Source organism: uncultured Pigmentiphaga sp. (assembly GCF_937950555.1).
Lineage (GTDB): Bacteria > Pseudomonadota > Gammaproteobacteria > Burkholderiales > Burkholderiaceae_B > Pigmentiphaga.
This window is the reverse complement of sequence record NZ_CALFCW010000043.1, coordinates 18,316-40,008: the sequence shown is the minus strand read 5'-3', so window position 1 is coordinate 40,008 and position 21,693 is coordinate 18,316. Positions and strand designations below refer to the sequence as shown.

Sequence of the window (21,693 nt, the reverse complement as noted above, 5' to 3'; positions counted from 1 at the left end):
GCATGGCCCGGGAACAGGACGCCGCACGCACCAAGTGAGGGCATCCTGCCGCTCCACTGAGCGGGCAAGCATGTCTTCCGGGGCGCAACCCATTGAAGGAACCGATCCATGCTGATGTCTCGCTGGTTTACCGTAGGGGCCGGTCTGCTCGCGCTCGCGTGCGCTCTGCCGGCCGCCGCCCAAGCTCCCACCAAGATCAAGTTCATGCTGGACTGGAAGATCCAAGGCGTGCACGCCTGGTTCTATTGGGCCAAGGACAAGGGCTATTTCAAGGAAGCCAACCTGGACGTGACGATAGACCAAGGCGACGGTTCCGCCGCGGCCGTCACGCGTGTCATGTCGGGCGGCTATCACGCGGGCGTGGGAGACGTGAATGCGATTATCCAGAATGCCGCGTCCAAGCCGGGCGAGGCGCCCGTCATGGTCTACATGCTGTACAACCAGGCGCCGTTCGCATTGATCACCAAGGCCAACGGACCGATCAAGACGCTCAAGGACGTCGAAGGCAAGACCTTGGGCTCGCCCGCAGGCGCAGCGGCGCTGAAAGTGTTCTCCGCGCTTGCCAAGCGCAACGGCATAGACGAAAGCAAGGTCAAGTGGACGAATATGGCGCCCAACCTGCAGGAGCAAATGCTGCTGCGCGGCCAGGTCGATGCTTCTGCGGTGTTCGCGGCGACCAGCTATATGAACTTGGTCGCACAGCAAGTCGATCCGGACAAAGACATACGCTGGATCTTCTACAACGACAACGGCCTTGATTTGTACAGCAACGGCTTGCTCGTTTCCTCCAAGCTGCTCGCAGAGCAACCGGGCGCCGTAGAAGGCCTGGTCCGGGCCGTGAACCGTGCGCTGAAGGACTGCATCGCCGCGGCGGACGCCTGCATCGACAACCTGGCGCGCAATGAGCCGCTGATCGACAAAAGCATCGAGAAGCGCCGCATGCTGTACGTCCTGAAGCATTCGGTCCTAACGCCCGAGGTGGCGGAAATTGGCCTGGGCGACATCCGCGACGAACGCATGGCGCGCGCCATCGACCAGATCGCCGATAGCTATGGCCTGCCTCGCAAGCCAGCGTCGGAGGAAGTCTTCAACCGCCGCTTCCTGCCGCCCAAGGCCGACCGCACGGTCAAGCTGCCGCTATGACGAGCGCACCTGAGCCACGGGATGCCTGGAGCATCCGCAATGCATCCCTGCCCGGGCGCGAAGGTCGCTGGCGCGTGACGGTGGAGGCCGGATGCATCAGCGAGATCAGCCCGGAGGGCGAGGGCGGCGGCCATGCCGGCGCCTGGGATGCCGGCGGCCGCTTGTTGTCGCCGGCTTTCGTCGATCCTCACGTCCATGTCGACAAGGCGCTCACCGGCGACAGGGTAAGCGATGCGGTGGCCGCGTCCAACCTGGAGGCGGCGATACGTGCCGTGCGCCGCTTGAAGTCTGCGTTCACCGAGGAAGATGTCGCAACACGCGCGGAGACCTCGCTGCAATGGGGGCTGGCGCACGGCACGACGGTGGCGCGCACGCACTGCGAGGCGGACCGCTACGTCGGCTTGCGGGCGGTGGCGGGCGTGCAGGCCGCCGCGCGCGCGATGGCTGGAAAAGTGGATGTCCAGCTCATCGCCTTTCCGCAGGAAGGCTGGTTCGAGACCGAAGGCACCATGGAAGACGGCGCGGCGCCCTATATCGAGCAGGCACTGCAGGCCGGCGTGCGCATCGTGGGCGGAAACGTCAACCGTGCGCTGTGGCCTTCCGATCCCGAACGGCAGGTCGACGAGAGCTTCGCGCTTGCTGCGCGCTACGACTGTGACATCGACTATCACCTCGATAATTGGGATACGCCAGAGTCTTTCACCCTGCCGTATGTGGCGCGCAAGACCGTGGAGCAGGGATGGCAAGGCCGGGTTTCGGTCTCACATATCGCTTCGTTGGCGATGGTGAGCGATGCCGAGGCGGCCGATGCCATCGACGCAGTCCGCCGCGCTGGAGTGAACGTCTGCGTGCTGCCCACCCGCATCCGCCTGACCCGGGTGCTGGAGCTGATGGAGGCGGGCGTCAACGTCGCCTGCGGCACCGATAACCTGCGCGATCCCTTCGTGCGCTATGGCGACGCCGATCCGCTCAAGGCCATGCTGCTGCTCGCCCAGATCACGAACCAGCTGCACAACGCGGGGCTGGAGCGGATCTGGCGCACCATGACCGACAACGCGGCGCGCATGCTACGTCTTGCCGACTACGGGCTCGAGCCGGGCTGCCGGGCAGACCTGGTGCTGCTGGACGCAACTTCTGCCCCGGACGCGATATTGCGGCAGGCCGCCCGGCTTGCCGTATTCAAGCGGGGCGTGCAGGTGGCGGGACCTTTGCGCGTTTCCTGACGCCCGCTGGCGGCGGGTCATTCCCCTGCCAGCGTTTGCTGGATGTGCTCGATGAAGGCATGCGCGATCACCGGCAGCTGCCTGTGCCGCAGGCACGCGAGCACCAGCTTGCCTTTGGGGAAGTGCCGGTCTTCCAACTGTCGCGCGATGAGTTCCCCGCCCTCCGTGACGGCGCCGATGGCGATTTGGAAAGAAATGGCATGCTGGTGATACAGGCAGCCGCGCAGGAACTCGAAGGAGTTGCTTTCCACCATGGGCTGCAGCTTGACTGAGCTGCGCATCATGAATCTTTCAAGCAGCTGTCGTCCGCCTATGTCCCGGTTCGGCAGCACCACCGGATAGTCCGCACAATCGCGCAAATACAAATTAGGCCGCTTGGCCAGCGGATGATCGCGGTGCATGAGCGCGACCAGGGGTTGGTCGAACTGCCTGATGGCCTCGATATCGGCCTCTGGGGAGAGATTGAATACCAGGGCCAGATCGACGTTGAAGCCGCGCAATGCCGCGAGTGCCTGCAAATGGTCGCCGATGGTGACTTCGAACGCGACGAGCGGATGCGTCGCGCGGAAGGACGCGACCGCGCCGGGAAGATAGGCGGGCGCTAGGGCCTGGCTGGCAACGATGCGTACCGTTCCCCGGCGCTTTCCCTTGAGTTCCTCGATTTGTGACCGGACACCTTCGAGCTCGGCGGCGCGGCTGCGTATGTAGCGCACGAAGAGCTCGCCGGCGGCGGTCAGGCGCATGCCGCGTGGCAGGCGTTCGAAGATGGGAGCGCCAAGTTCTTCTTCCAGGTCCTGGATGCGGCGATTGACGGCGGATGGCGCGACATGAAGCCTTTCGGCGGCTTGCCGGATGGACCCGACGCGTGCGACCTCGTCGACGTAGCGAAGAAAGCGAAGGTGGTTCATAGCGGGCGAGAGGGAGAGGATGAGGCCAAGGGATGCACCGATTCGTGGCTCGCACGGCCCAATGGCGGGCGCTTTGCCTCGTGTTGGTGCGCTGGGGGCAGGGCGGAGGAGCATCGTGCGCGCTCTTGCGGTGTGCGCGGTAGCGCGTGCGCGTCGCGCGCAGTTTCCAGCCCGGCCCAAAGCAGCCCGGCGAAATGGAGGATCGTTGCTGGATCGGCAACGGCTAGTCCGTTAAATGGCATTGAACTGAATCGCTAAAAGAGGTTGGACGGGTACGGTCATTGCATTGGACAGAGAGCAATTCACGTTCCGGGCTTGCCCGATCATCTACTGCCGAGACCATGAGTGCACCCGTTTCCACCTTTCCCAGCTTCGGCCCCTCGCCGGACAACGCATGGACACAGCGGGCCGATTGCCTGAGCCTCGTTCGCCCACTGCGGGAACCGCGCCCGGTGCGCCTCGTTGCGGATGGCCAGGCGCTGGAATTCGACATGGCGCGTTCCGCGCTGATCGTGATCGACATGCAGAACGACTTCTGCCACGCCGACGGCTGGTTTGGGCAGAAGGGAATCGATGTCTCTCCCATGCGCGCCCCCATCCCTGTCATCGCGGAGCTGCTGCCGGCCTGGCGCGCGGCGGGCGGCAGGGTCATCTGGCTCAACTGGGGAGTGCGTGCGGACCGGCTCAACCTAAGTCCCACTATCCAGTTCAAGGGCAAGCGCACGGCCGACGGCGTGGGCTATGCGGAGCGTTCGCCGAACGATCGCGGGCGCAGCGTCGTGCCCGGGGAGTGGGGCGCGCGAGTCGTCGATGAACTACCCGTGGCCGATGCCGACGTGACCGTCTATAAGCACCGGCTCAGCGGATTCTGGGACAACGAGCTCGATAGCCTGCTTCGCCTGCAGGGCGTCACGACGCTCTTTTATGCCGGCGTCAATACCGACCGCTGTGTGTTCTCGACACTGCAGGACGCAGGTTTCCTCGGCTACGACAACATCCTGCTCGCGGACGCCTGCGGATCGCCTTCTCCCGATTACGTCACCCAGGCCATTCATTTCCTGGTCAAGCAACTGCATGGTTTCGTCGCCACGGCGCGCGACCTCGCCAGTGCGTTGACTGCCCTCGCCCCTTCATCTGCGGGGCGCTCATCTTCCTCCGTCCTCTAGGAGCCGTTCCATGATCGACCGTTTCAAGAAAATCGCCCATTGCGCCGCGGGTGCTGCCGCACTGGCGCTGTGCTTGTCCGTATTGCCTTCCGCAGCCAGCGCCCAGACACCGATCAAGCTGACCTTGAACTGGAAATACGAAGGAGCGCAGTCTTGGTTCTTCCTGGCACAGGAGCGCGGCTATTTCAAGGCGGAGGGGTTGGACGTGCAGATCGACCAGGGGGAAGGCTCGGCCGCCGGCGTGCCCAAGGTGGCTGCCGGCACGTATACGGCCGCGTTCGGCGACATGAATGCGCTGATCGAGTTCGCCGCGCGCCGGCCTGACGATGCTCCCGTCGGCGTCTACATGCTCTACAACGTCGCGCCGTTCGCGGTGGCGGTCAAGCAGGACAGCCCGATCAAGGCACCCAAGGACTTCGAAGGCCGCACGCTGGGCGGGCCAGCCACCGATGCAGCGCTCAAGCTGTTCCCCACCTTCGCCAAGATGACCGGCATCGACGCAGGCAAGGTCAAGATCAACAACATGGCGCCCAACCTGCGCGAGCAGATGCTGCTGCGCAACCAGGTGGACGGCATATTCGGCTATGTGAACACGATCTGGTTCGCTGCCAAGCTGACCGGCATGGATCCCGAAAAGGACATGCGGTTCATCAAGTACGCAGACTACGGCCTGGATCTCTACTCCAACACGATCATGTTCTCGCGCAAGTTCGCCAAGGAGCACCCCGAGGCGGTCAAGGGCTTCCTGCGTGCCCTGAACAAGGCCATCAAGGACGTCGTGGCCGATCCTGACGCCGGCATCGCCGCAGTGCTCAAGCGCGAGCCGCTGCTCAAGGCCGAACTCGAAAAAGAGAAATTGCTGGCCACGATGAAGCGCGACATGAGCCATCCCGAGATCGCGAAATTCGGCCTGGGAGACGTCGATGACGCCCGCATGAAGCGCGCCATCGATCTCGTGGTCCAGGCCAACGGGTTGAGCAATTCGCCGGCTCCGTCCGCCGTGTTCGACCGCAGCTTCCTGCCTCCGCGCGACGAGCGGCTGACGCATTTCTGAGCAACACCTGCGCGTCGCCCGCCGGCCGCGACGAGGCGGCGCGGCGCATCACCGCATTCACCGAGAGATTCGACATGGATTTGCAGCTGAAAGACAAAGTGGCCGTCATCACCGGGCCGGCCAAGGGCATGGGGCGGGCGATCACGCTCGCATTCGCCAGGGAAGGATGTGCGCTAGTGCTGGCCGGCCGGGACGTAGGCGCCATCGAGCCAGTCGCCGCCGAGGCGCGGGCCCTGGGCGTGCGCGCCAAGGTGGTCCCATGCGACCTGACCGACGCCGCCCAGGCCGAAGCCTTGGGGCGGGCAGCCGCAGAGGCCTTCGGCCGGGTCGACATATTGGTCAACGTCGCGGGCGGATCGGGCCCGATCGGCAAGACCGGTTGGGAGACGACCGCCGAAGAGTTCGACGAGATCGTCGGCCTGAACATGAAAGGCTGCTTCAACACCATGCGTGCCGTACTGCCAGGCATGATCGCCCGGCGCTACGGCAAGATCGTCAACGTCGGCGGGACCTTCGGCATGCGCGGCCGGGCCGGGCGCATGGCTTATTCCGCCTCGAAATGGGGGCTGCGCGGAATCACCAAGAGCTTCGCGCTGGAGGCCGGCCCGCACAACATCAACGTCAACTGCGTTGCACCGGGCATGGTGGACGGCCCGCGCTTTCGCGAAAAGGTCTGCGCCGACATGGCCAAGCGCCTGGGGATCTCCGTCGAGGAGGCCATGGCGCGCCATGCCTCCGACTATGCACTGCGCCGCGTCTCTACCGACGAGGACGTGGCCATGGCCTGCCTCTTTCTTGCCAGCGACGTGTCGCGCCAGATTACCGGCGTGGATTTGCCCGTCGACGGCGGTTGGGCTGCGCTGTAACGGAGAGTCGACATGAAAGAAGTAGACCTGGTCATCCGTGGCGGAAAAGTCGTATCGCCCGATCGCATCGTCGAGGCGTCGGTCGCGATCGCCGCCGGGGAAATCGTGGCCCTCGGACACGACGACCTCATGCCACCCGCGCGGGAGACCTTCCAGGCCGACGGCCTGTACCTCTTGCCGGGCGCGATCGATAGCCACGTGCATTTCCGCGATCCGGGCTATCCGCACAAGGAAACATGGAAGAGCGGCTCCGCGGCGGCGGCCTGCGGCGGGGTCACCACCGTTTTCGAAATGCCTAACACCAATCCTCCCACCGGAACGGTGGAAGCGCTGCGCATCAAGCAGCGGGCCGCGGAGTCGTCCTACGTCGATTACGGCATCCACGGGTTGCTCGGCGACGACACGATAGACCGGCTCGAGGAGCTGCTCGAGGCCGGCGTGACGAGCTTCAAGGCGTTCGTCGGCAATACCTTCGGCAACCTGCCCGCTCCCACTGACGGGGCGTTGCTGGAGGGCTTCGAGAAGCTCGCTCCGCTCGGCATCCGCACCGTCGTGCACGCAGAGAATTCCTCCATCATGGCGCGCCGCCAGCAGCGCATGGAGGCGGCAGGGCGCATCGATGCGCTGGCACACCTGGCCTCGCGCCCGGCAGTGTGCGAGATCGAGGCCATCGGCCGCGTGCTGGCGCTGGCCGAGTGGACCGGCGCGCGCGTGCACATTGCGCATCACAGCTCGCGCGACTCCCTATTCCTGCTGCGCGAGGCCAAGCGGCGCGGCGTGGACGTCACGGTCGAGACCTGCCCGCAATACCTGCTGCTCAATACCGGCGACATGACCCGCCTGGGCGGCATTCTGCGGCTGAATCCGCCCATACGCGAAGCCCATCACAATCAGCCGCTCTGGGATGCGCTCGTAGAAGGCGTGATCGACATGATCGCGACCGATCATGCCCCGCACACGCCAGAGGAAAAGAGCCGCGCCAATATCTGGGAATGCGACTGCGGGTTCCCGGGGGTCGAGACCCAGATGCCGCTCATGCTGACCGAAATCAATCGTGGCCGCGCGAGCCTCATGGACTACGTGCGCTGGAGCGCCGCTAACCCGGCCAAGGCCTGGGGGCTGTACGGCAAGAAGGGAGTGATCGCCGTCGGGGCCCATGCCGACATCGCGATCGTGGATCTCGAGCGCGAAGGCGTCCTCTCGGAGGGCAAGCTGCACAGCATCAGCAAGATCTCGCCCTGGAACGGCCGCGTCGTCAAAGGTTATCCCTTGCACACCCTGGTCCGCGGGCGCTTCGTGGTGCGCGACGGCCGCCTGGTCGAAGAGGCCGCGGGCTGGGGGCGATCGGTCAAGGACGTGCAGCGCATGCCGGACCCCGCGCCCCGCAACATGGAAACCTACATGTCGAACATCCTGGCCACGCCTGCAGGCGTACCCCCTACGGCGACGCCGCGTCGGGAGGCAGCATGAGCGACGCAATAGCCACGGGCAGGCCGCAGATCGTCGGCGTGCATCGCGTGTCGTGCCGGGGCCCAGGCGACTTGTCCGGGGTGCAGGCGCTGGTGGATGCCGGCGAGCTCGACCCACGCGACATCGTCGCGGTGATGGGCAAGACCGAGGGCAACGGCTGCGTGAACGACCACACGCGCGAATACGCGGCAGTCAGCTGGTGTCATTTCCTCGCGCCATACTTCGATTGTGCGCCAGCCGAGGTCGAGTCGCGCGTGGCGCTGGTGATGTCGGGGGGCACCGAGGGCGTGCTGTCGCCGCATTTCACGGTCTTCACGCGCCGCTTCGCTGATGGCGTGGAGCCGTCTTCTCCTGGGAAGCGTCTCGTGGTGGGCATCGCCCACACGCGGGATTTCGCCCCGGAGGAAATCGGCCGCGCGGCGCAGGTCGATGCCACCGCCCAGGCGGTGCGGGCGGCCATGGCCGATGCGGGCATCACATCGGCGCAGGATGTGCATTTCGTGCAGGTGAAATGCCCGCTGCTGACCTCGGCAAAGGTGAACGACGCGCTCGCGCGCGGCTTGGACCCGGTCACGCGCGATACCTACGAATCCATGGGCTATTCGCGCGGCGCCTCCGCGCTGGGCGTGGCCGCTGCGACGGGCGAAGTCCCGCGCGAGCGGATAGCCGATGCCTCAGTGCTGAATGACTGGTCGCTGTGGTCGGCGCGGGCATCGGTGTCGGCAGGCATCGAGCTCGAGGGCAACGTGGTCATCGTCCTCGGCGAGGCAGAGGGCAGCCTGTCCCCGTATCGCATCGCGCATACGCTGATGCGCGATGCCGTGGACGCGGCAAGCGTGCGCGCCATGCTGCGCGAAGCCTTCGGCCTCGATCCGGACCGGGACGCGCAGGCGCTCGGCCAGCGGCTGGTGAATCTGCTCGCCAAGGCCGAGGCCAGCCCCGACGGTCTCGTGCGCGGACAGCGCCACACCATGCTGAACGATTCGGACATCAATGCAACCCGCCATGCGCGGGCGGCCGTCGGCGGCGTGCTCGCCTCCGTAGCGGGGCACACCGCCTTGTACGTTTCGGGCGGCGCCGAACACCAGGGCCCGCCCGGGGGCGGGCCGGTGGCCGCCATCTTGCGTGTCGATGCTCCGCCTTTCCTCAGGGAATGAAACCATGACCAAACCTTTCATCGAACTGGCCGATGTGACGCTGCGCTACGGCGGCGGTACGTTGGCGCTCGACCATACCGACCTGGGCATCGAGCAAGGCGACTTCGTGGCGCTGGTCGGGCCCAGCGGCTGCGGCAAATCGACCATCTTGAAGCTGGTGGCGGGGCTGCTGGACCCCAGTTCCGGCGGGGTCATCGTGGGCGGACGCGAGGCGGGTGCCAAGGGCGCCGGTCCGGCCGACCCGCACGCGCCGCGCGTGCGCATCGGCTTGGCGTTCCAGAATCCCACCATGCTGCCGTGGCTGACGATACGCGAGAACGTCATGATTCCGCTCAAGATCGTCCAGCCGTTCCGCTCCGAGTATGCGCGAAAGAAAAAAGGCGAGTTCGCCGACCGCGCCGAGGCCTTGCTGGAACAAGTAGGGTTGAAGGGCTTCGGCGACAAGCGCCCGTGGCAGCTGTCCGGCGGCATGCTGCAGCGGGCATCGCTGTGCCGGGCACTGGTGCACGATCCGCAGCTGCTGCTGCTCGACGAACCTTTTGGTGCACTGGACCAGTTCACCCGCGAAGAGCTGTGGGCCATCATGCAGGACCTGTGGATCGCCAAGCGGCCGACGGTGCTGCTAGTGACCCACGACTTGCGCGAATCCGCCTATCTCGCCAATCGCATTTGCGTGATGAGCTCGCGTCCCGGGCGCATCCTCGAAGACCGGAAGGTGGCCTTTGCACGGCCGCGCACGCTGGAGGGCAGCTATGCGCCCGAGTTCGCCACGCTGGTCCAGGAGCTGCGCATGCGCATAGCCCATGCGCGCACGGAAACCGAGACCGTCTCCCCGAAAGACGAAGCCCTCCCAAGGAGAGTCGCATGAGCGATGAGAAGAAACCGCTGCTGTCGCCCAAGGCGAAGCGACGCGTCCTGTCCGTGCTGGCATTGGCCGGCTTCTTTCTGCTCTGGGAAGTGATCTGCCTGGCCACGGGCGTATCCGACCTGGTATTGCCGCGTCCTTCGCAGATCGCAGCCGTGCTGGTGTCGAAAATGCCGCTGCTCTGGCCTCACACGTTGCAGACGCTGTACACGACGGTCACGGGCTTCGTGCTCGGCGTATTGGTGGGCATCCTGCTGGGCGTGATCATCGGCTCTTCGCGGCTCGCCTACGATGTGGCCTATCCCCTGCTGGTCGGCTTTTCCAGCATTCCCAAGGTCGCGGTGGTGCCCATCTTCGTGGTCTGGTTCGGAGCGGGCACCATGCCGGCCATCCTGACCTCGCTCGTCATCAGCATTTTCCCGGTAGTGGTGAACGTCGCCACGGGCCTGGCCAATACCGAGCCCGAGCTGGAGGACGTGCTGAAAGTGCTGGGCGCGAGCCGGCGCGACGTGCTGTGGAACGTGGGCCTGCCGCGCGCGCTGCCGTACCTGTTCGCGTCGCTGAAGATAGCCATTACACTGTCGTTCGTCGGCACCGTGCTGTCCGAGACCGTCGCCGCCAACAAGGGAATCGGCAACGTCATGATGATCGCCAGCGGCAACTTCGACGTTCCCCTCGTGTTCGCCGGACTGGTCATCCTCGCCGTGCTGGGGGTCGCGCTGTATGCGATTTCTGCCCTGATCGAGATCAGGCTGACCGGGTGGGCACAGCGCAAGAACGACATGGCCATGGCATGACGCGCCGGCCCGCGGCGGCGTGCCGCGGGCTTGGCGATGGGAAATCGAATGAACACTACCGCAGTAACATTGGCTCGGGTCGCAGTCTTCTGCGGCTCGAATATCGGATTTTCGGACGCGTACGCGCAGGCCGCGCGGCAATTGGGCGAACAGATTGCCGCCCGGGGCCTGACCTTGGTTTACGGCGGGACGCACAAAGGCTTGATGGGCATCATGGCCGATGCCGTGCTGCAGGCCGGAGGGCAGGCGACGGGCATCATCAACCGGCGCCTGCACGAGCGCGGCCACCTTCATCCAGGCCTGTCCTCGCATGAGATCGTGCCCGACATGCGCGCGCGCAAGGCCCGCATGGCGGAACTGGCAGATGCGTTCATTGCCATGCCGGGCGGCTTGGGGACGCTCGAGGAACTGTTCGAGGCAGCCACGCTCACCCAGCTCGGCGACCATACCAAGGCATGCGGGGTCCTGAACGTCCGCGGCTTTTATGAACCCATGCGCGCCATGCTCAGCCATGCCGTCGCCGAGGGGTTCATGAAGCCAGAGCACCGCGACATGATCGTCGTCGAAGCCGATCCCGGCGCGCTGCTCGACGGCTTGGCGGCATGGAAGGCGCCCACGGTGACGAAGTGGATCGGAGATCCCGATCCGGCACCGGCCGCCTAGCCACGGCCTTCGCCTGGGTGCTCCGCCCCCGGGGGTGCCCGGGGATTAAACTGAATCAGCGCCGTCCCGTGGCCTCATCCCGGCCGGCCTTTTGACTCTTTGCAAACGACCATGACGACGAGAATCCGCATCCGCGCCGCCGAATACACTTTCATCGCCGAAACGCATCCCGACGCCCCGCAGACCGTGGCCGCGTTCATGAAGCTGCTGCCCTACAAGCAGAAGCTGATTCACGTGCGCTGGAGCGGTGAGGGGTGCTGGATCCCGCTGGGCGAGTTCCAGCTGGGCGTTGGCTTCGAAAACCACACCAGCCATCCGTCTGTGGGGGACATCCTTTTCTATCCCGGCGGCTACAGCGAGACCGAGATCATCATGGCCTACGGCAGCTGCATGTTCGCGAGCAAGATGGGCCAGCTGGCGGGCAACCATTTCCTGACCATCGTCGAAGGCAAGGAAAACCTGCGCGCGCTGGGAGTAAAAACGCTGTGGGAGGGCGCGCAGGACATCGTTTTCGAGCTCGCGTAGGCAGCCCTATGCCGGCGTGCCGGAGCCTTCCAATAGCGCGCGCAGGTCTGCATCGAAAGCTCCGTCCAGCAGGATGAACACAATGGTGCAGGGCTGGTCGGAACGATTGCTCCAGGCATGGTTGGTGCCACACTGCACCACGATGTCGCCCGCATTCAGCTCGACTTCAGTGTCGTCGAGCACCATGACAATCTTGCCGGACAGTACCACCGCATAGTCAATGGTCTCGGTGCGATGCATCATGGCATGCCGCACCGGGCCGCGGGCCGCCGCCGACGCGGCGCGGTTGCCCAGCGCCTCGAACTCCCGTGCGATCGTTGCCGGATCCAGGTTCTGGCGGTCCGGCGGGAAATGGTTGACGCGAATGACACTCCCGTTTCGGTGGGGAAGTTGCCGGCGGGGGCCCGGCGTCGGGTCTTCAGGCCTGGCGGAGATCCGTGCGGGGCTTTCGGTGGTGCGCCAAATATCATTGGACCAGAACCCGGGCCGGGCCGTGGACTCATGCAGGAAGGGGGCCACGTCGTCGGAGATGACGATGGCCTTGCCCGTTTCGTCATGCCCGGTGACGACCCTGCGCACTCGTCCCCTGGCAGCGGTTGGATTGGCTGTCATTCTTGACCCATTGGTTTGATTTGCCGGATGCGGGTGTGGCAACCGGATACGGCAGTAATCCTAATGGCGAACGATGCCGTTGGGTTGATAGCTTATGGCACAACGCTTGTGCCATAGAGGTGCACATGCCAGGGCGGGGCCAGGGGGTGGCTTGTCTGGCCCGTCTTCGACCGTGCGGCCCAAGGGAGGATCATGGACAAGTTGGCGGCGCTAATAGCCTTTGCTGAAGTGGCGAAGACGGGTAGTTTCACGCGAGCGGGCAATGCCCTGGCCCTGGGCCCTTCCGCCGTGACCAAGAAAATCGCCGCCCTGGAACAGTGGCTTGGCATCAGGGTTCTGCAGCGAAATACGCATGGAGTCGCGCTGACCGATGACGGGCAGCTGTGTCTCGACATTGCGCAAAAGGTGCTGCAAAGCGTCGATGAGTTGGAGCAAGCCGTGGCCTTGAGACGGGCCCAGCCTGCCGGGCAGGTTCGCATCGGCATGCCATACGCCATGGGCCAGCTCTACTTGGCCCCCATGCTCAGCGAGTTTCTCTCGAAAAATCCCGAGCTGGTCCTGGACGTCCAATATTCGGACGAAGTTCCCGACATCCTGGAGCAGCGCCTCGATGTCGTTGTTCATATCGGTGAGCCCAGAGACTCCCGGGTCATTGCGAAGCCCCTTGCCAAGTCGCGGCGCGTGACCTGTGCCTCGCCGGCATACCTCAATGCTCACGGCGTGCCCCGGGCCGTCGGGGATTTGCAGCAGCATGAACGAATCGCGCTGCTCATCAATGGCCGGGTTCGGCCATGGACCTTCAAGCAGGGACAATCTGTCATTGCCGTGCCGCCTCAGGGAAAGCTCACGGTCAACTCTGGTGTTGCCTTGCGCCAGGCCGCGCTCGCAGGGGTGGGGCTGATTCAGTGCAATTCGATCCTGGTCGCCCCTGACCTGGCCAGTGGCGCGCTATTGCCCGTCCTCGATGATTGCTCGGTGGAAAGTGAGGGCCTTTACGCGGTATTCCTGGAGAATCGGCGCATGGTGCCGCGAGTTCGCGTGACGGTGGATCTGCTTGAGAAAATCTTCCTGCCCTACCGGCACGGGACGTCCGGCGCTGCGGCAGTCCTTCCGAGACAATGAGTCGCGTGTTCAAGCAACGCTCGCGGCCGCACCGTCTGGCGTGGGATGTCCTGGGCCGGTGCATGGCAGCACGTTCGGCCCAGGGCTCGTTCATTCATCCACCTTGATTCCCTCGGATCGGATGAGCGCGCTCCAGTGTGCGGTATCGCGCTTGACCGTCTCGGCGAATTGCTGGGGTGTGCCGGCGATGAATTCGACGCCGGTGGATTCGGCGTAGGCCCGCATTTCCGATGAGGTAAACGCCCTCTGGACCGCTGCGTTGATCGCATTGATTTTTTCCGCCGGCGTACCCGTTGGTGCAAACAATCCATACCAATTGTTCACATAAACATTGGGGACGCCGATCTCATCAAACGTCGGCACGTCGGGCAGCACGCGTGACCGTTTCGGTGCCGCTATCGCAAGCGCCTTGAGCTTGCCGGCCTTGATGTTAGCCAAGAGGCCGGAGATGTCTCCGATGAACCCATCCACTTGTCCACCGATGGTGTCGGTCGTCGCAGGGGGCGCTCCTTTGTAGGGAACATGCAGCACCTTCGCCGACGTGGCCAGTTTGAACTGGACAATGCCCATGTGGGACATGCCTCCCACTCCCGTGGAGGCCATCTTGACGCCGCTGCTCTTCGCCTGGCGTATGTATTCGCTCGCGGTGTTGATGGCATGTCCGTGGCCGACGACCAAGACTTCCGGGGAAGATGCGAGCATGGCCACCGGAACGAAATCTTTCTCGGGGTTGTAAACGAGCTTCGGGTAGAGGGAGGGGTTGATGGCGATGGCGCCGATGGAGCTCAGGAAAAGGGTGTTTCCATCCGGCTTGGAGCGGGCGACGAGATTGGCGGCAATGGCGCCGTTGCCTCCCGGCTTGTTCTCGATGATGACGGGCTGGCCCAGTTCTTTCTCCAACTGCCTGGCCGTCACCCGCGCAAGGGAATCCGCCGGACCGCCCGGAGGAAACGCGAGCACAAGGCTGACCGCCGACTGGGCGTGAGCTGCGCCCGCGCATGACATCAAGGCGAGGAAGATTACCGTCCTACGCCACCGTTCGTTCGCAAGAGGTCGTCGCACATCCGTCTCCAGAATCGTTGCCAGCCTCGAAAGAATCATCTTGTGGCCCGGCTGATTGTTTTCGACCGCCTCACATCGTTCTGAGGGCGTACCGCTACTGTTTCACATTTCGACTTGCCTGACCTCGTCTAAGAAGGCATAACGCTTTTTCCAATTTGATCAGTTGGACGGCGTTCGGGGGGGCGTGGCGGACGACAAAGACGCCGGCGCAGACATGCCGCGGCCGGCATCGGCGGCGAGGAAGATCGCGTTTTGAAAGGAGAGCTTGTGGGGGCTGCGCCGCGCATGGCGGGCCAGTTTCCGTTTCGCGCCGTCACCGGAGACCGGCGGCGCGGCCGAAGCCGCGCCAGGAATGCATCGGGGAAGCGGCAGGTGACCTGCCGCTCGGGGTTACCGCAGGAACAGTTTGTAGGCCGGGTTCTCGGTTTCGTCCCAGTGACGGTATCCGAGTTCCGACAGGAAGGTCTTGAATGCCTTCTTATCGGAAGGAGGAACTTGCATGCCGACCACGATTTGTCCGTAATCGCCGCCCTGGTTGCGGTAATGGAAAAGGCTGATGTTCCAGTTGGGCGACATCGAATTGAGGAACCGCATCAGCGCGCCCGGACGTTCGGGGAACTCGAAGCGGTACAACTGTTCGTTGTCGGTCGCCGGAGCCTTGCCGCCTATCATGTGGCGCAAGTGCGTCTTGGACAGCTCGTCGTGCGTCAAGTCGATGGCGGTGAATCCATGGCGGCGGAAGTTGGCCGCAATCTTCGATGACTCGCCCGCCGACGCAATCTGCAGGCCTACGAACACATGGGCCAGCTTCGAGTCCGCCATGCGGTAATTGAACTCGGTCACGTTGCGGTTGCCGACCAGCTCGCAGAAACGGCGGAAGCTGCCGCGCTCTTCGGGCATGGTGACGGCGAACACCGCTTCGCGCGCCTCACCGACCTCGGCACGGTCGGCGACGAACCGCAGGCGGTCGAAGTTCATGTTGGCCCCGCAGGCGATGGCGATCAGGGTCTTGCCTTTCCATCGATGCTGCGCGGCGTATTTCTTGAGGCCGGCCAGGGCGAGCGCGCCGGCCGGCTCGAGCACGCTGCGCGTCTCCTCGAATACGTCCTTGATGGCGGCGCAGATGGCGTCGGTGTCGACGATCACGAAGTCATCCACGTATTTGCGCGCGAGACGGTAGGTTTCCTCGCCCACCAGCTTGACCGCGGTGCCGTCCGAGAACAGCCCGACGTCGGGCAGGGTCACGCGGCGGCCTTTGCTGATGCTCTGGGCCATGGCGTCGGAGTCTTCGGTCTGGACCCCGATGATGCGGATTTCCGGACGCAGCTGCTTGATGTAGGCCGCAACCCCCGCGATCAGTCCGCCCCCGCCCACGGCCACGAAGATGGCGTCGATGGGGCCCGGGTGCTGGCGCAGGATCTCCATGCCGATGGTGCCCTGGCCGGCGATGACGTCCGGGTCGTCGAACGGGTGCACGAAGGTGAGCTTTTCCTTGGCTTCGAGCTCCTTGGCATGGTTGTAGGAGTCCGTGAAGCTCTCTCCGTACAGGACGACTTCGGCGTTGCGCGCACGCACGGCGTCCACCTTGAGCTGGGGCGTGGTGACGGGCATGACGATGACCGCCCGGCAGCCCAGGCGCTGGGCGGAGAGGGCCACGCCCTGGGCGTGGTTGCCGGCCGAGGCGCAGATGACGCCGCGTTCCAGGGCCTTGGGCGGCAAATTGGCCATCTTGTTGTAGGCCCCCCGCAGCTTGAAGCTGAATACGGGTTGGGCGTCTTCCCGCTTGAGCAGCACCGTGTTCGCAATTCGCGCCGAAATCTGCGGAGCGCTGTCGAGGGGAGACTCGACGGCGACGTCATAGACTTTGGCGGTGAGAATGCGCTTTAAATAGTCGGTAGCCATGATGCTGCTTTCAGGGTTGGAGGGAAAAAAGTTAACCCTTTAGTGTGACACAGATATGGGGCGGGGCGTTTTCGGCGACGCTAATACACCCTCTTCGTTGCTACACTCCGCCCATGCAACAATGGCTCGAATCCTCGACACAGTGGCTGCTCCACACCCTGGCCTTGCCGGAGGTGGGGCTGTCGGCTGTCTTCGTGGTCAGCTTGATCTCTGCCACCCTCCTGCCCATGGGGTCGGAGCCTGCGGTGTTCGGCTACGTCAAGCTCGCGCCGCACATGTTCTGGGTCGCCATCCTCGTGGCTACCGCGGGTAACACCGTGGGTGGTGCCATCAGCTACGGGATGGGCGTGCTGGCCAAGCGGGCCTATGAACGCATCAAGGCCAGGCGCGAAATGCGTCACCCCCACGATCGCTCCGCCGACGACAGGCACGAACAGGACAAGCACGAAACCTCGCGCAAAGATCGCTGGCATGCCTACGCCCATGCTTGGATAGAACGCTTCGGCCCGAAGACGCTGCTCTTGTCCTGGGTGCCCTTGATCGGCGATCCGCTGTGCGCGGTGGCGGGGTGGCTGCGCCTGGATTTCCGGGCCTGCATGGTCTATATGGCGATCGGCAAATTCGGCCGTTACCTCGCCATGACGGCTGCGCTCCTGTGGGTATTTCCGAATTCATGAACGAGGGATGTCGACGAATGAAGACGATACGGATCTACGGCCTGGGCACTTGCGACACGTGCCGCAAGGCGCGCAAATGGCTGGCAGCGCAGGGGTTGGAAGCAGAGTTCATCGACTATCGCGAACACCCGGTCGGCGGGGATGTGCTGCAGGACTGGGCGAGCCAGGTCGGAGGCTGGGAGAAGCTGGTCAACCGCGCTTCCACGACCTGGCGCAATCTGCCCGAGGCGCGCAAGCAGCCCTCGAGCGAGGCGCAATGGCTCGCGTTGGCAACCGAGTATCCGCAATTGGTGAAGCGTCCGGTGCTGGTGACACCGGACGGAGCGGTCAGCGTCGGGTTTTCCGAGAAGTCCTGGTCGGCGCGTTTGGGCTGAGGCAGGCTCTGCCGGGGCGCCCGGAAGCGTCGAAATGCGCGCGTAATGCCCGTATTTCACGCCGGATATGACCCTTTTGGCAGGTCGGGAAAGGGGGCCGCCTTCAGCGGGGAAGCGGGCCAATCGGCTAGAATGGCTGGCTACCTTCGGGATGAAGTACAGCCCCACCATGAATGCCCCTTTGCCCATCGCCCTCGCTTCTGCGCACGTGCCGACCCGCCTGCGGGAGATTCCCTACAATTACACGTCTTTCTCCGACAGGGAGATCGTGCACCGCATCCTGGGGCCGGAAGCCTGGGAGATGCTCAGCGAGCTGCGCAGCGAGCGCCGGACCGGGCGCTCGGCGCGGATGCTGTACGAGGTCCTGGGCGACATCTGGGTAGTGCGCCGCAACCCCTACCTGCAAGACGACCTGCTCGACAACCCCAAGCGCCGGCACCTGTTGATCGAGGCCCTGCATCATCGCCTGCGCGAGATCGAGCGCCGCCGCGAGCCGGACGATCCCGAGCGCGACGGCAAAGTGGGCCGCCTGCTGGAGATGGCGCGCCGGGCGGTGCAGGCTTTCGAGCATCAGTTCACCGAGACGCTCGAATTGCGCCGCCGGGTGCAGAAGGTCCTGGGCCGTGCCACGGCACGCGACAACATCAAGTTCGACGGCCTGTCGCGCGTAGCCCACGTCACCGACGCGACCGACTGGCGGGTCGAGTTCCCCTTCGTGGTGCTCACCCCCGACAGTGAAGAAGAGGTCGCCGCCCTGGTGCGCGGTTGCATCGAGCTCGGGCTGACCATCATTCCGCGGGGGGGCGGCACGGGGTATACGGGCGGCGCGGTGCCGCTGACCTGGAAGTCCGCCGTCATCAATACCGAGAAGCTCGAAACCCTGAGCGAGGTCACGGTGGGGCCGCTGCCGGGCGTCGACCGCGAGGTGGCCACGATCTTCACCGGCGCGGGCGTCGTTACCAAGCGCGTGGCCGACGCCGCCGATAAGGCGGGATATGTGTTCGCGGTGGACCCGACCTCGGCCGAGGCGTCCTGCGTGGGCGGCAATGTCGCCATGAACGCGGGGGGCAAGAAAGCCGTGCTGTGGGGGACGGCACTCGACAACCTGGCCTGGTGGCGCATGGTCGACCCGGATGGGAATTGGCTCGAAGTCACCCGACTGGAGCACAACCTGGGCAAGATCCACGACGTGCCGGTGGCGCGCTTCGAGCTCAAGTGGTTCGACGGCGCCGGCAAGCCGGGCGAGCGCCTGCTGCGCAGCCAGGTCCTGGAGATCGAAGGCCGCGTGTTCCGCAAGGAAGGCCTGGGCAAGGACGTGACCGACAAGTTCCTGGCCGGCCTGCCGGGCGTGCAGAAGGAAGGCACCGACGGCCTGATCACGTCCGCCCGCTGGGTGCTGCATCGCATGCCCAAGCACGTGCGCACCGTGTGCATGGAGTTTTTCGGACAGGCGCGGGATGCGATTCCTTCCATCGTCGAGATCAAGAACTACCTCGACGGGGAAGGGCGCGCGCGCGGCGCCATCCTGGCGGGCCTGGAGCATTTGGACGAGCGTTATCTGCGGGCAGTGGGGTATGCGACCAAGAGCAAGCGCGGCACCCTGCCCAAGATGGTGCTGATCGGCGACATCGTCGGGGACGACGAGGACGCCGTGGCCGTGGCGGCCAGTGAGGTCGTGCGTTTGGCCAACACGCGTCACGGCGAAGGCTTCGTCGCCGTCAGCGCCGAGGCGCGCAAGAAATTCTGGCTCGACCGTTCGCGCACGGCGGCGATATCGCGGCACACCAATGCGTTCAAGATCAACGAAGACGTCGTGATCCCGCTGCCCCGCATGGGCGAGTACACCGACGAGATCGAGCGCATCAACATCGAGCTGTCCATCCGCAACAAACTCAAGCTAGTCGATCGCCTGGCCGAGTTTTTCGATAGCGGCGACCTGCCCCTGGGCAAGAGCGAGGACGCGGAAGGCGAAAAACTGTCGCGCGAAGAAATCCTCGGCGACCGCGCCGCCCAGGCGCTCGAGCTGCTCGATGCCGTGCGCGCGCGCTGGAACTGGATTTTGAACAACATGGACCTGCGGCTGGCCGACACGCTGGGCGAGTTCGCCCGCATCGGCCTGGGGCAGCTGCTGCAGGGCCTCCAGGAACGCCTGCAAGTGCAGCCCGAGGCGAGGGTGTTCGACGTCGTGCAAGATCGCACGGTGCGCGTCTCCTGGAAGAACGAGATTCGCGCCCCGCTCTCGCGCATCTTCTCGGGCGCCGCCTGTGCGCCCATCCTGGCCAAGGCTCAGGAAATACACGACCGTGTGCTCAAGGGCCGGGTGTTCGTCGCGCTGCACATGCATGCGGGCGACGGCAACGTCCACACCAACATCCCGGTGAACTCCGACGACTACGAGATGCTGCAGGAGGCCAACGAGGCCGTGGCGCGCATCATGGACGTCGCCCGGCGGCTGGACGGCGTGATTTCCGGGGAGCACGGCATCGGCATCACCAAGTACGAATTCCTCTCCGAGCAAGAGCTGGCGCCGTTCCAGGAGTACAAGCGTCGCATCGATCCGCACAACCGGTTCAATGCGGGCAAGCTCATGCCGGGTGGCGACCTGCGCCATGCCTACACGCCGAGCTTCAACCTCATGGGCTACGAGTCGCTCATCATGCAGCAGAGCGACATCGGCGCGATCTCCCATGCCATCAAGGACTGCCTGCGCTGCGGCAAATGCAAGCCCGTCTGCGCCACGCACGTGCCGCGCGCGAATTTGCTGTATTCGCCTCGTAACAAGATCCTCGCGACATCGCTGCTGATCGAGGCGTTCCTCTACGAGGAGCAGACGCGGCGCGGCATCAGCATCAAGCACTGGGAAGAATTCGAAGACGTGGCCGATCACTGCACGGTCTGCCACAAGTGCGAGAAGCCCTGTCCGGTGGACATCGACTTCGGCGACGTATCCATGAACATGCGCAGCCTGCTGCGCCGCATGGGCCGCAAGTCGTTCAATCCGGGCACGGCGGCCGCGATGTTTTTCCTGAACGCGAAAGATCCGCGCACGATTAACGCCACGCGCAAGGCCATGGTGGACGTGGGCTACAAGGCGCAGCGCCTGGCGCACGACCTCTTGGCCAAATTCGCGCGCAAGCAGACCGAGCATCCGCCGGCCACGGTGGGCAAGCCGCCCATCCGCGAGCAGGTCGTGCACTTCGTCAACAAGAAGATGCCGGGCAACCTGCCCAAGCAGACCGCGCGCAAGCTGCTCGACATCGAGGATCCCAAGTACATCCCCATCATCCGCGATCCGCACAAGACCTCGGCCGACACGGAGGCGGTGTTCTATTTCCCCGGATGCGGGTCCGAGCGGCTGTTCTCGCAGGTCGGACTGGCGACCCAGGCGATGCTCTGGCATGCGGGCGTCCAGACCGTCCTGCCGCCGGGCTACCTGTGCTGCGGCTACCCCCAGCGCGGCAACGGCATGGAAGACAAGGCGCAGAAGATCATCACCGAGAACCGCGTCTTGTTCCACCGGATGGCCAACACCCTGAACTACCTGGACATCAAGACCGTCGTCGTCAGCTGCGGGACCTGCTACGATCAGCTCGCCGGCTACGAGTTCGACAAGATCTTCCCGGGGTGCAGGCTGATCGACATTCACGAGTACCTGCTCGAGAAGGGCATCAAGCTGGACGGCGTGACGGGGGCACGGTACATGTACCACGATCCCTGCCACACGCCCATGAAGCTGCAGGATCCGATGAAAACGGTCCGGGCGCTGGTCGGCGAGGGCGTGGACAAGAGCGACCGCTGCTGCGGCGAATCGGGTACCCTGGCGGTCACCCGGCCAGACATCTCCACGCAGGTCCGATTCCGCAAGGAAGAGGAGCTGCGCAAAGGCGCCGACAAATTGCGCGCCGACGGGTACAACGGCCAGGTCAAAGTGCTCACTTCCTGCCCGTCGTGCCTGCAGGGGCTGAGTCGTTACAACGATGACGCGAACCTCGATGCCGACTACATCGTCGTCGAGATCGCACGTAACGTTCTGGGGCAGCAATGGATGGAGGACTACGTCAGGAGGGCGAACGAGGGCGGCATCGAACGCGTGCTGCTTTGAGTGTT

19 protein-coding genes are annotated in these 21,693 nt (G+C 64.6%); 15 read left to right on the top strand and 4 right to left on the bottom strand.

From position 1 onward, the window contains the following. The first annotated feature begins 108 nt into the window (after window positions 1-108). The gene (locus Q0319_RS11475) at window positions 109-1,143 is read left to right on the top strand and encodes an ABC transporter substrate-binding protein (protein ID WP_296463689.1); all 1,035 of its coding nucleotides are present in this window, start codon (window positions 109-111) and stop codon (window positions 1,141-1,143) included. After that, a complete protein-coding gene (locus tag Q0319_RS11470; protein ID WP_299452636.1) occupies window positions 1,140-2,366 on the top strand; it encodes an amidohydrolase family protein in 1,227 nt (408 codons plus the stop codon). Before Q0319_RS11475 ends, Q0319_RS11470 begins: the two co-directional genes overlap by 4 nt. Before the next feature lie 17 nt (window positions 2,367-2,383). Here Q0319_RS11470 and Q0319_RS11465 read toward each other — a convergent pair whose 3' ends face one another. After that, window positions 2,384-3,274 (bottom strand): LysR family transcriptional regulator, encoded by an 891-nt coding sequence (locus tag Q0319_RS11465; protein ID WP_296463693.1) that lies wholly within the window; start codon window positions 3,272-3,274, stop codon window positions 2,384-2,386. Window positions 3,275-3,615: 341 nt separating this feature from the next. Here Q0319_RS11465 and Q0319_RS11460 point away from each other — a divergent pair, with 341 nt between their 5' ends. The 9 genes from Q0319_RS11460 (at window position 3,616) to Q0319_RS11420 (ending at window position 11,837) form a co-directional block, all read left to right on the top strand. Continuing rightward, window positions 3,616-4,440 carry an isochorismatase family cysteine hydrolase gene (locus Q0319_RS11460; protein WP_296463695.1) on the top strand — a complete coding sequence of 275 codons (825 nt, stop codon included), beginning with the start codon at window positions 3,616-3,618 and terminating at the stop codon, window positions 4,438-4,440. 10 nt (window positions 4,441-4,450) lie between these two features. Continuing rightward, on the top strand, window positions 4,451-5,494 hold the full coding sequence (locus Q0319_RS11455) for an ABC transporter substrate-binding protein (protein WP_296463697.1): 1,044 nt from the start codon (window positions 4,451-4,453) through the stop codon (window positions 5,492-5,494). A gap of 74 nt (window positions 5,495-5,568) precedes the next feature. Further along, window positions 5,569-6,360, top strand: a complete 792-nt coding sequence (locus Q0319_RS11450) for an SDR family NAD(P)-dependent oxidoreductase (protein WP_296463699.1) — start codon at window positions 5,569-5,571, stop codon at window positions 6,358-6,360. Between the two features lie 12 nt (window positions 6,361-6,372). Then, window positions 6,373-7,830 carry an allantoinase AllB gene (gene allB, locus Q0319_RS11445; protein WP_299452631.1) on the top strand — a complete coding sequence of 486 codons (1,458 nt, stop codon included), beginning with the start codon at window positions 6,373-6,375 and terminating at the stop codon, window positions 7,828-7,830. Next, window positions 7,827-8,987 carry a ring-opening amidohydrolase gene (locus Q0319_RS11440; protein ID WP_299452629.1) on the top strand — a complete coding sequence of 387 codons (1,161 nt, stop codon included), beginning with the start codon at window positions 7,827-7,829 and terminating at the stop codon, window positions 8,985-8,987. Before allB ends, Q0319_RS11440 begins: the two co-directional genes overlap by 4 nt. A 4-nt stretch (window positions 8,988-8,991) precedes the next feature. Further along, window positions 8,992-9,855, top strand: a complete 864-nt coding sequence (locus Q0319_RS11435) for an ABC transporter ATP-binding protein (RefSeq protein ID WP_299452627.1) — start codon at window positions 8,992-8,994, stop codon at window positions 9,853-9,855. After that, the gene (locus tag Q0319_RS11430) at window positions 9,852-10,649 is read left to right on the top strand and encodes an ABC transporter permease (RefSeq protein WP_296463706.1); all 798 of its coding nucleotides are present in this window, start codon (window positions 9,852-9,854) and stop codon (window positions 10,647-10,649) included. The genes Q0319_RS11435 and Q0319_RS11430 overlap by 4 nt, the downstream gene beginning before the upstream one ends. Window positions 10,650-10,697: 48 nt before the next feature. Beyond that, on the top strand, window positions 10,698-11,312 hold the full coding sequence (locus Q0319_RS11425) for a TIGR00730 family Rossman fold protein (RefSeq protein ID WP_296463708.1): 615 nt from the start codon (window positions 10,698-10,700) through the stop codon (window positions 11,310-11,312). A 111-nt stretch (window positions 11,313-11,423) separates the two neighbouring features. Beyond that, window positions 11,424-11,837, top strand: coding sequence for a DUF3830 family protein (locus Q0319_RS11420; RefSeq protein WP_296463710.1), 414 nt, complete (start codon window positions 11,424-11,426; stop codon window positions 11,835-11,837). A gap of 6 nt (window positions 11,838-11,843) precedes the next feature. Here Q0319_RS11420 and Q0319_RS11415 read toward each other — a convergent pair whose 3' ends face one another. Beyond that, window positions 11,844-12,449, bottom strand: a complete 606-nt coding sequence (locus Q0319_RS11415) for a cupin domain-containing protein (RefSeq protein ID WP_296463713.1) — start codon at window positions 12,447-12,449, stop codon at window positions 11,844-11,846. Window positions 12,450-12,641: 192 nt separating this feature from the next. On the opposite strand from Q0319_RS11415, the gene Q0319_RS11410 reads away from it, so the two are divergent. After that, window positions 12,642-13,571, top strand: a complete 930-nt coding sequence (locus tag Q0319_RS11410; protein WP_299452623.1) for a LysR family transcriptional regulator — start codon at window positions 12,642-12,644, stop codon at window positions 13,569-13,571. Between the two features lie 90 nt (window positions 13,572-13,661). Here the strand turns inward: Q0319_RS11410 and Q0319_RS11405 are convergent, their stop codons facing one another. Further along, on the bottom strand, window positions 13,662-14,633 hold the full coding sequence (locus tag Q0319_RS11405) for a tripartite tricarboxylate transporter substrate binding protein (protein ID WP_296463717.1): 972 nt from the start codon (window positions 14,631-14,633) through the stop codon (window positions 13,662-13,664). 390 nt (window positions 14,634-15,023) lie between these two features. Further along, window positions 15,024-16,535: a threonine ammonia-lyase, biosynthetic gene (gene ilvA / locus Q0319_RS11400; RefSeq protein ID WP_299452621.1), complete on the bottom strand. Its 1,512-nt coding sequence runs from the start codon at window positions 16,533-16,535 to the stop codon at window positions 15,024-15,026. A 113-nt stretch (window positions 16,536-16,648) separates the two neighbouring features. On the opposite strand from ilvA, the gene Q0319_RS11395 reads away from it, so the two are divergent. From Q0319_RS11395 to Q0319_RS11385, 3 genes are all read left to right on the top strand, one after another. Continuing rightward, window positions 16,649-17,212: a YqaA family protein gene (locus tag Q0319_RS11395; RefSeq protein WP_296463721.1), complete on the top strand. Its 564-nt coding sequence runs from the start codon at window positions 16,649-16,651 to the stop codon at window positions 17,210-17,212. Between the two features lie 17 nt (window positions 17,213-17,229). Then, entirely contained in the window at window positions 17,230-17,586 is a 357-nt protein-coding gene (locus Q0319_RS11390) for an arsenate reductase (RefSeq protein ID WP_296463723.1), read from the top strand. A 169-nt stretch (window positions 17,587-17,755) separates the two neighbouring features. Further along, window positions 17,756-21,688: an FAD/FMN-binding oxidoreductase gene (locus tag Q0319_RS11385; RefSeq protein WP_296463725.1), complete on the top strand. Its 3,933-nt coding sequence runs from the start codon at window positions 17,756-17,758 to the stop codon at window positions 21,686-21,688. Window positions 21,689-21,693: the final 5 nt, after the last annotated feature.

Excerpts from the sequence above, each read along its gene's own strand:
- Q0319_RS11420 (WP_296463710.1), top strand. The coding sequence starts at position 11,424 with ATGACGACGAGAATCCGCATCCGCGCCGCCGAATACACTTTCATCGCC.
- Q0319_RS11385 (WP_296463725.1), top strand. The coding sequence starts at position 17,756 with ATGAATGCCCCTTTGCCCATCGCCCTCGCTTCTGCGCACGTGCCGACC.
- Q0319_RS11450 (WP_296463699.1), top strand. The coding sequence starts at position 5,569 with ATGGATTTGCAGCTGAAAGACAAAGTGGCCGTCATCACCGGGCCGGCC.
- Q0319_RS11390 (WP_296463723.1), top strand. The coding sequence starts at position 17,230 with ATGAAGACGATACGGATCTACGGCCTGGGCACTTGCGACACGTGCCGC.
- Q0319_RS11460 (WP_296463695.1), top strand. The coding sequence starts at position 3,616 with ATGAGTGCACCCGTTTCCACCTTTCCCAGCTTCGGCCCCTCGCCGGAC.
- Q0319_RS11465 (WP_296463693.1), bottom strand. The coding sequence starts at position 3,274 with ATGAACCACCTTCGCTTTCTTCGCTACGTCGACGAGGTCGCACGCGTC.
- Q0319_RS11430 (WP_296463706.1), top strand. The coding sequence starts at position 9,852 with ATGAGCGATGAGAAGAAACCGCTGCTGTCGCCCAAGGCGAAGCGACGC.
- Q0319_RS11475 (WP_296463689.1), top strand. The coding sequence starts at position 109 with ATGCTGATGTCTCGCTGGTTTACCGTAGGGGCCGGTCTGCTCGCGCTC.
- Q0319_RS11455 (WP_296463697.1), top strand. The coding sequence starts at position 4,451 with ATGATCGACCGTTTCAAGAAAATCGCCCATTGCGCCGCGGGTGCTGCC.
- Q0319_RS11440 (WP_299452629.1), top strand. The coding sequence starts at position 7,827 with ATGAGCGACGCAATAGCCACGGGCAGGCCGCAGATCGTCGGCGTGCAT.
- Q0319_RS11435 (WP_299452627.1), top strand. The coding sequence starts at position 8,992 with ATGACCAAACCTTTCATCGAACTGGCCGATGTGACGCTGCGCTACGGC.
- Q0319_RS11425 (WP_296463708.1), top strand. The coding sequence starts at position 10,698 with ATGAACACTACCGCAGTAACATTGGCTCGGGTCGCAGTCTTCTGCGGC.
- Q0319_RS11395 (WP_296463721.1), top strand. The coding sequence starts at position 16,649 with ATGCAACAATGGCTCGAATCCTCGACACAGTGGCTGCTCCACACCCTG.
- ilvA (WP_299452621.1), bottom strand. The coding sequence starts at position 16,535 with ATGGCTACCGACTATTTAAAGCGCATTCTCACCGCCAAAGTCTATGAC.
- Q0319_RS11470 (WP_299452636.1), top strand. The coding sequence starts at position 1,140 with ATGACGAGCGCACCTGAGCCACGGGATGCCTGGAGCATCCGCAATGCA.
- Q0319_RS11410 (WP_299452623.1), top strand. The coding sequence starts at position 12,642 with ATGGACAAGTTGGCGGCGCTAATAGCCTTTGCTGAAGTGGCGAAGACG.
- allB (WP_299452631.1), top strand. The coding sequence starts at position 6,373 with ATGAAAGAAGTAGACCTGGTCATCCGTGGCGGAAAAGTCGTATCGCCC.
- Q0319_RS11415 (WP_296463713.1), bottom strand. The coding sequence starts at position 12,449 with ATGACAGCCAATCCAACCGCTGCCAGGGGACGAGTGCGCAGGGTCGTC.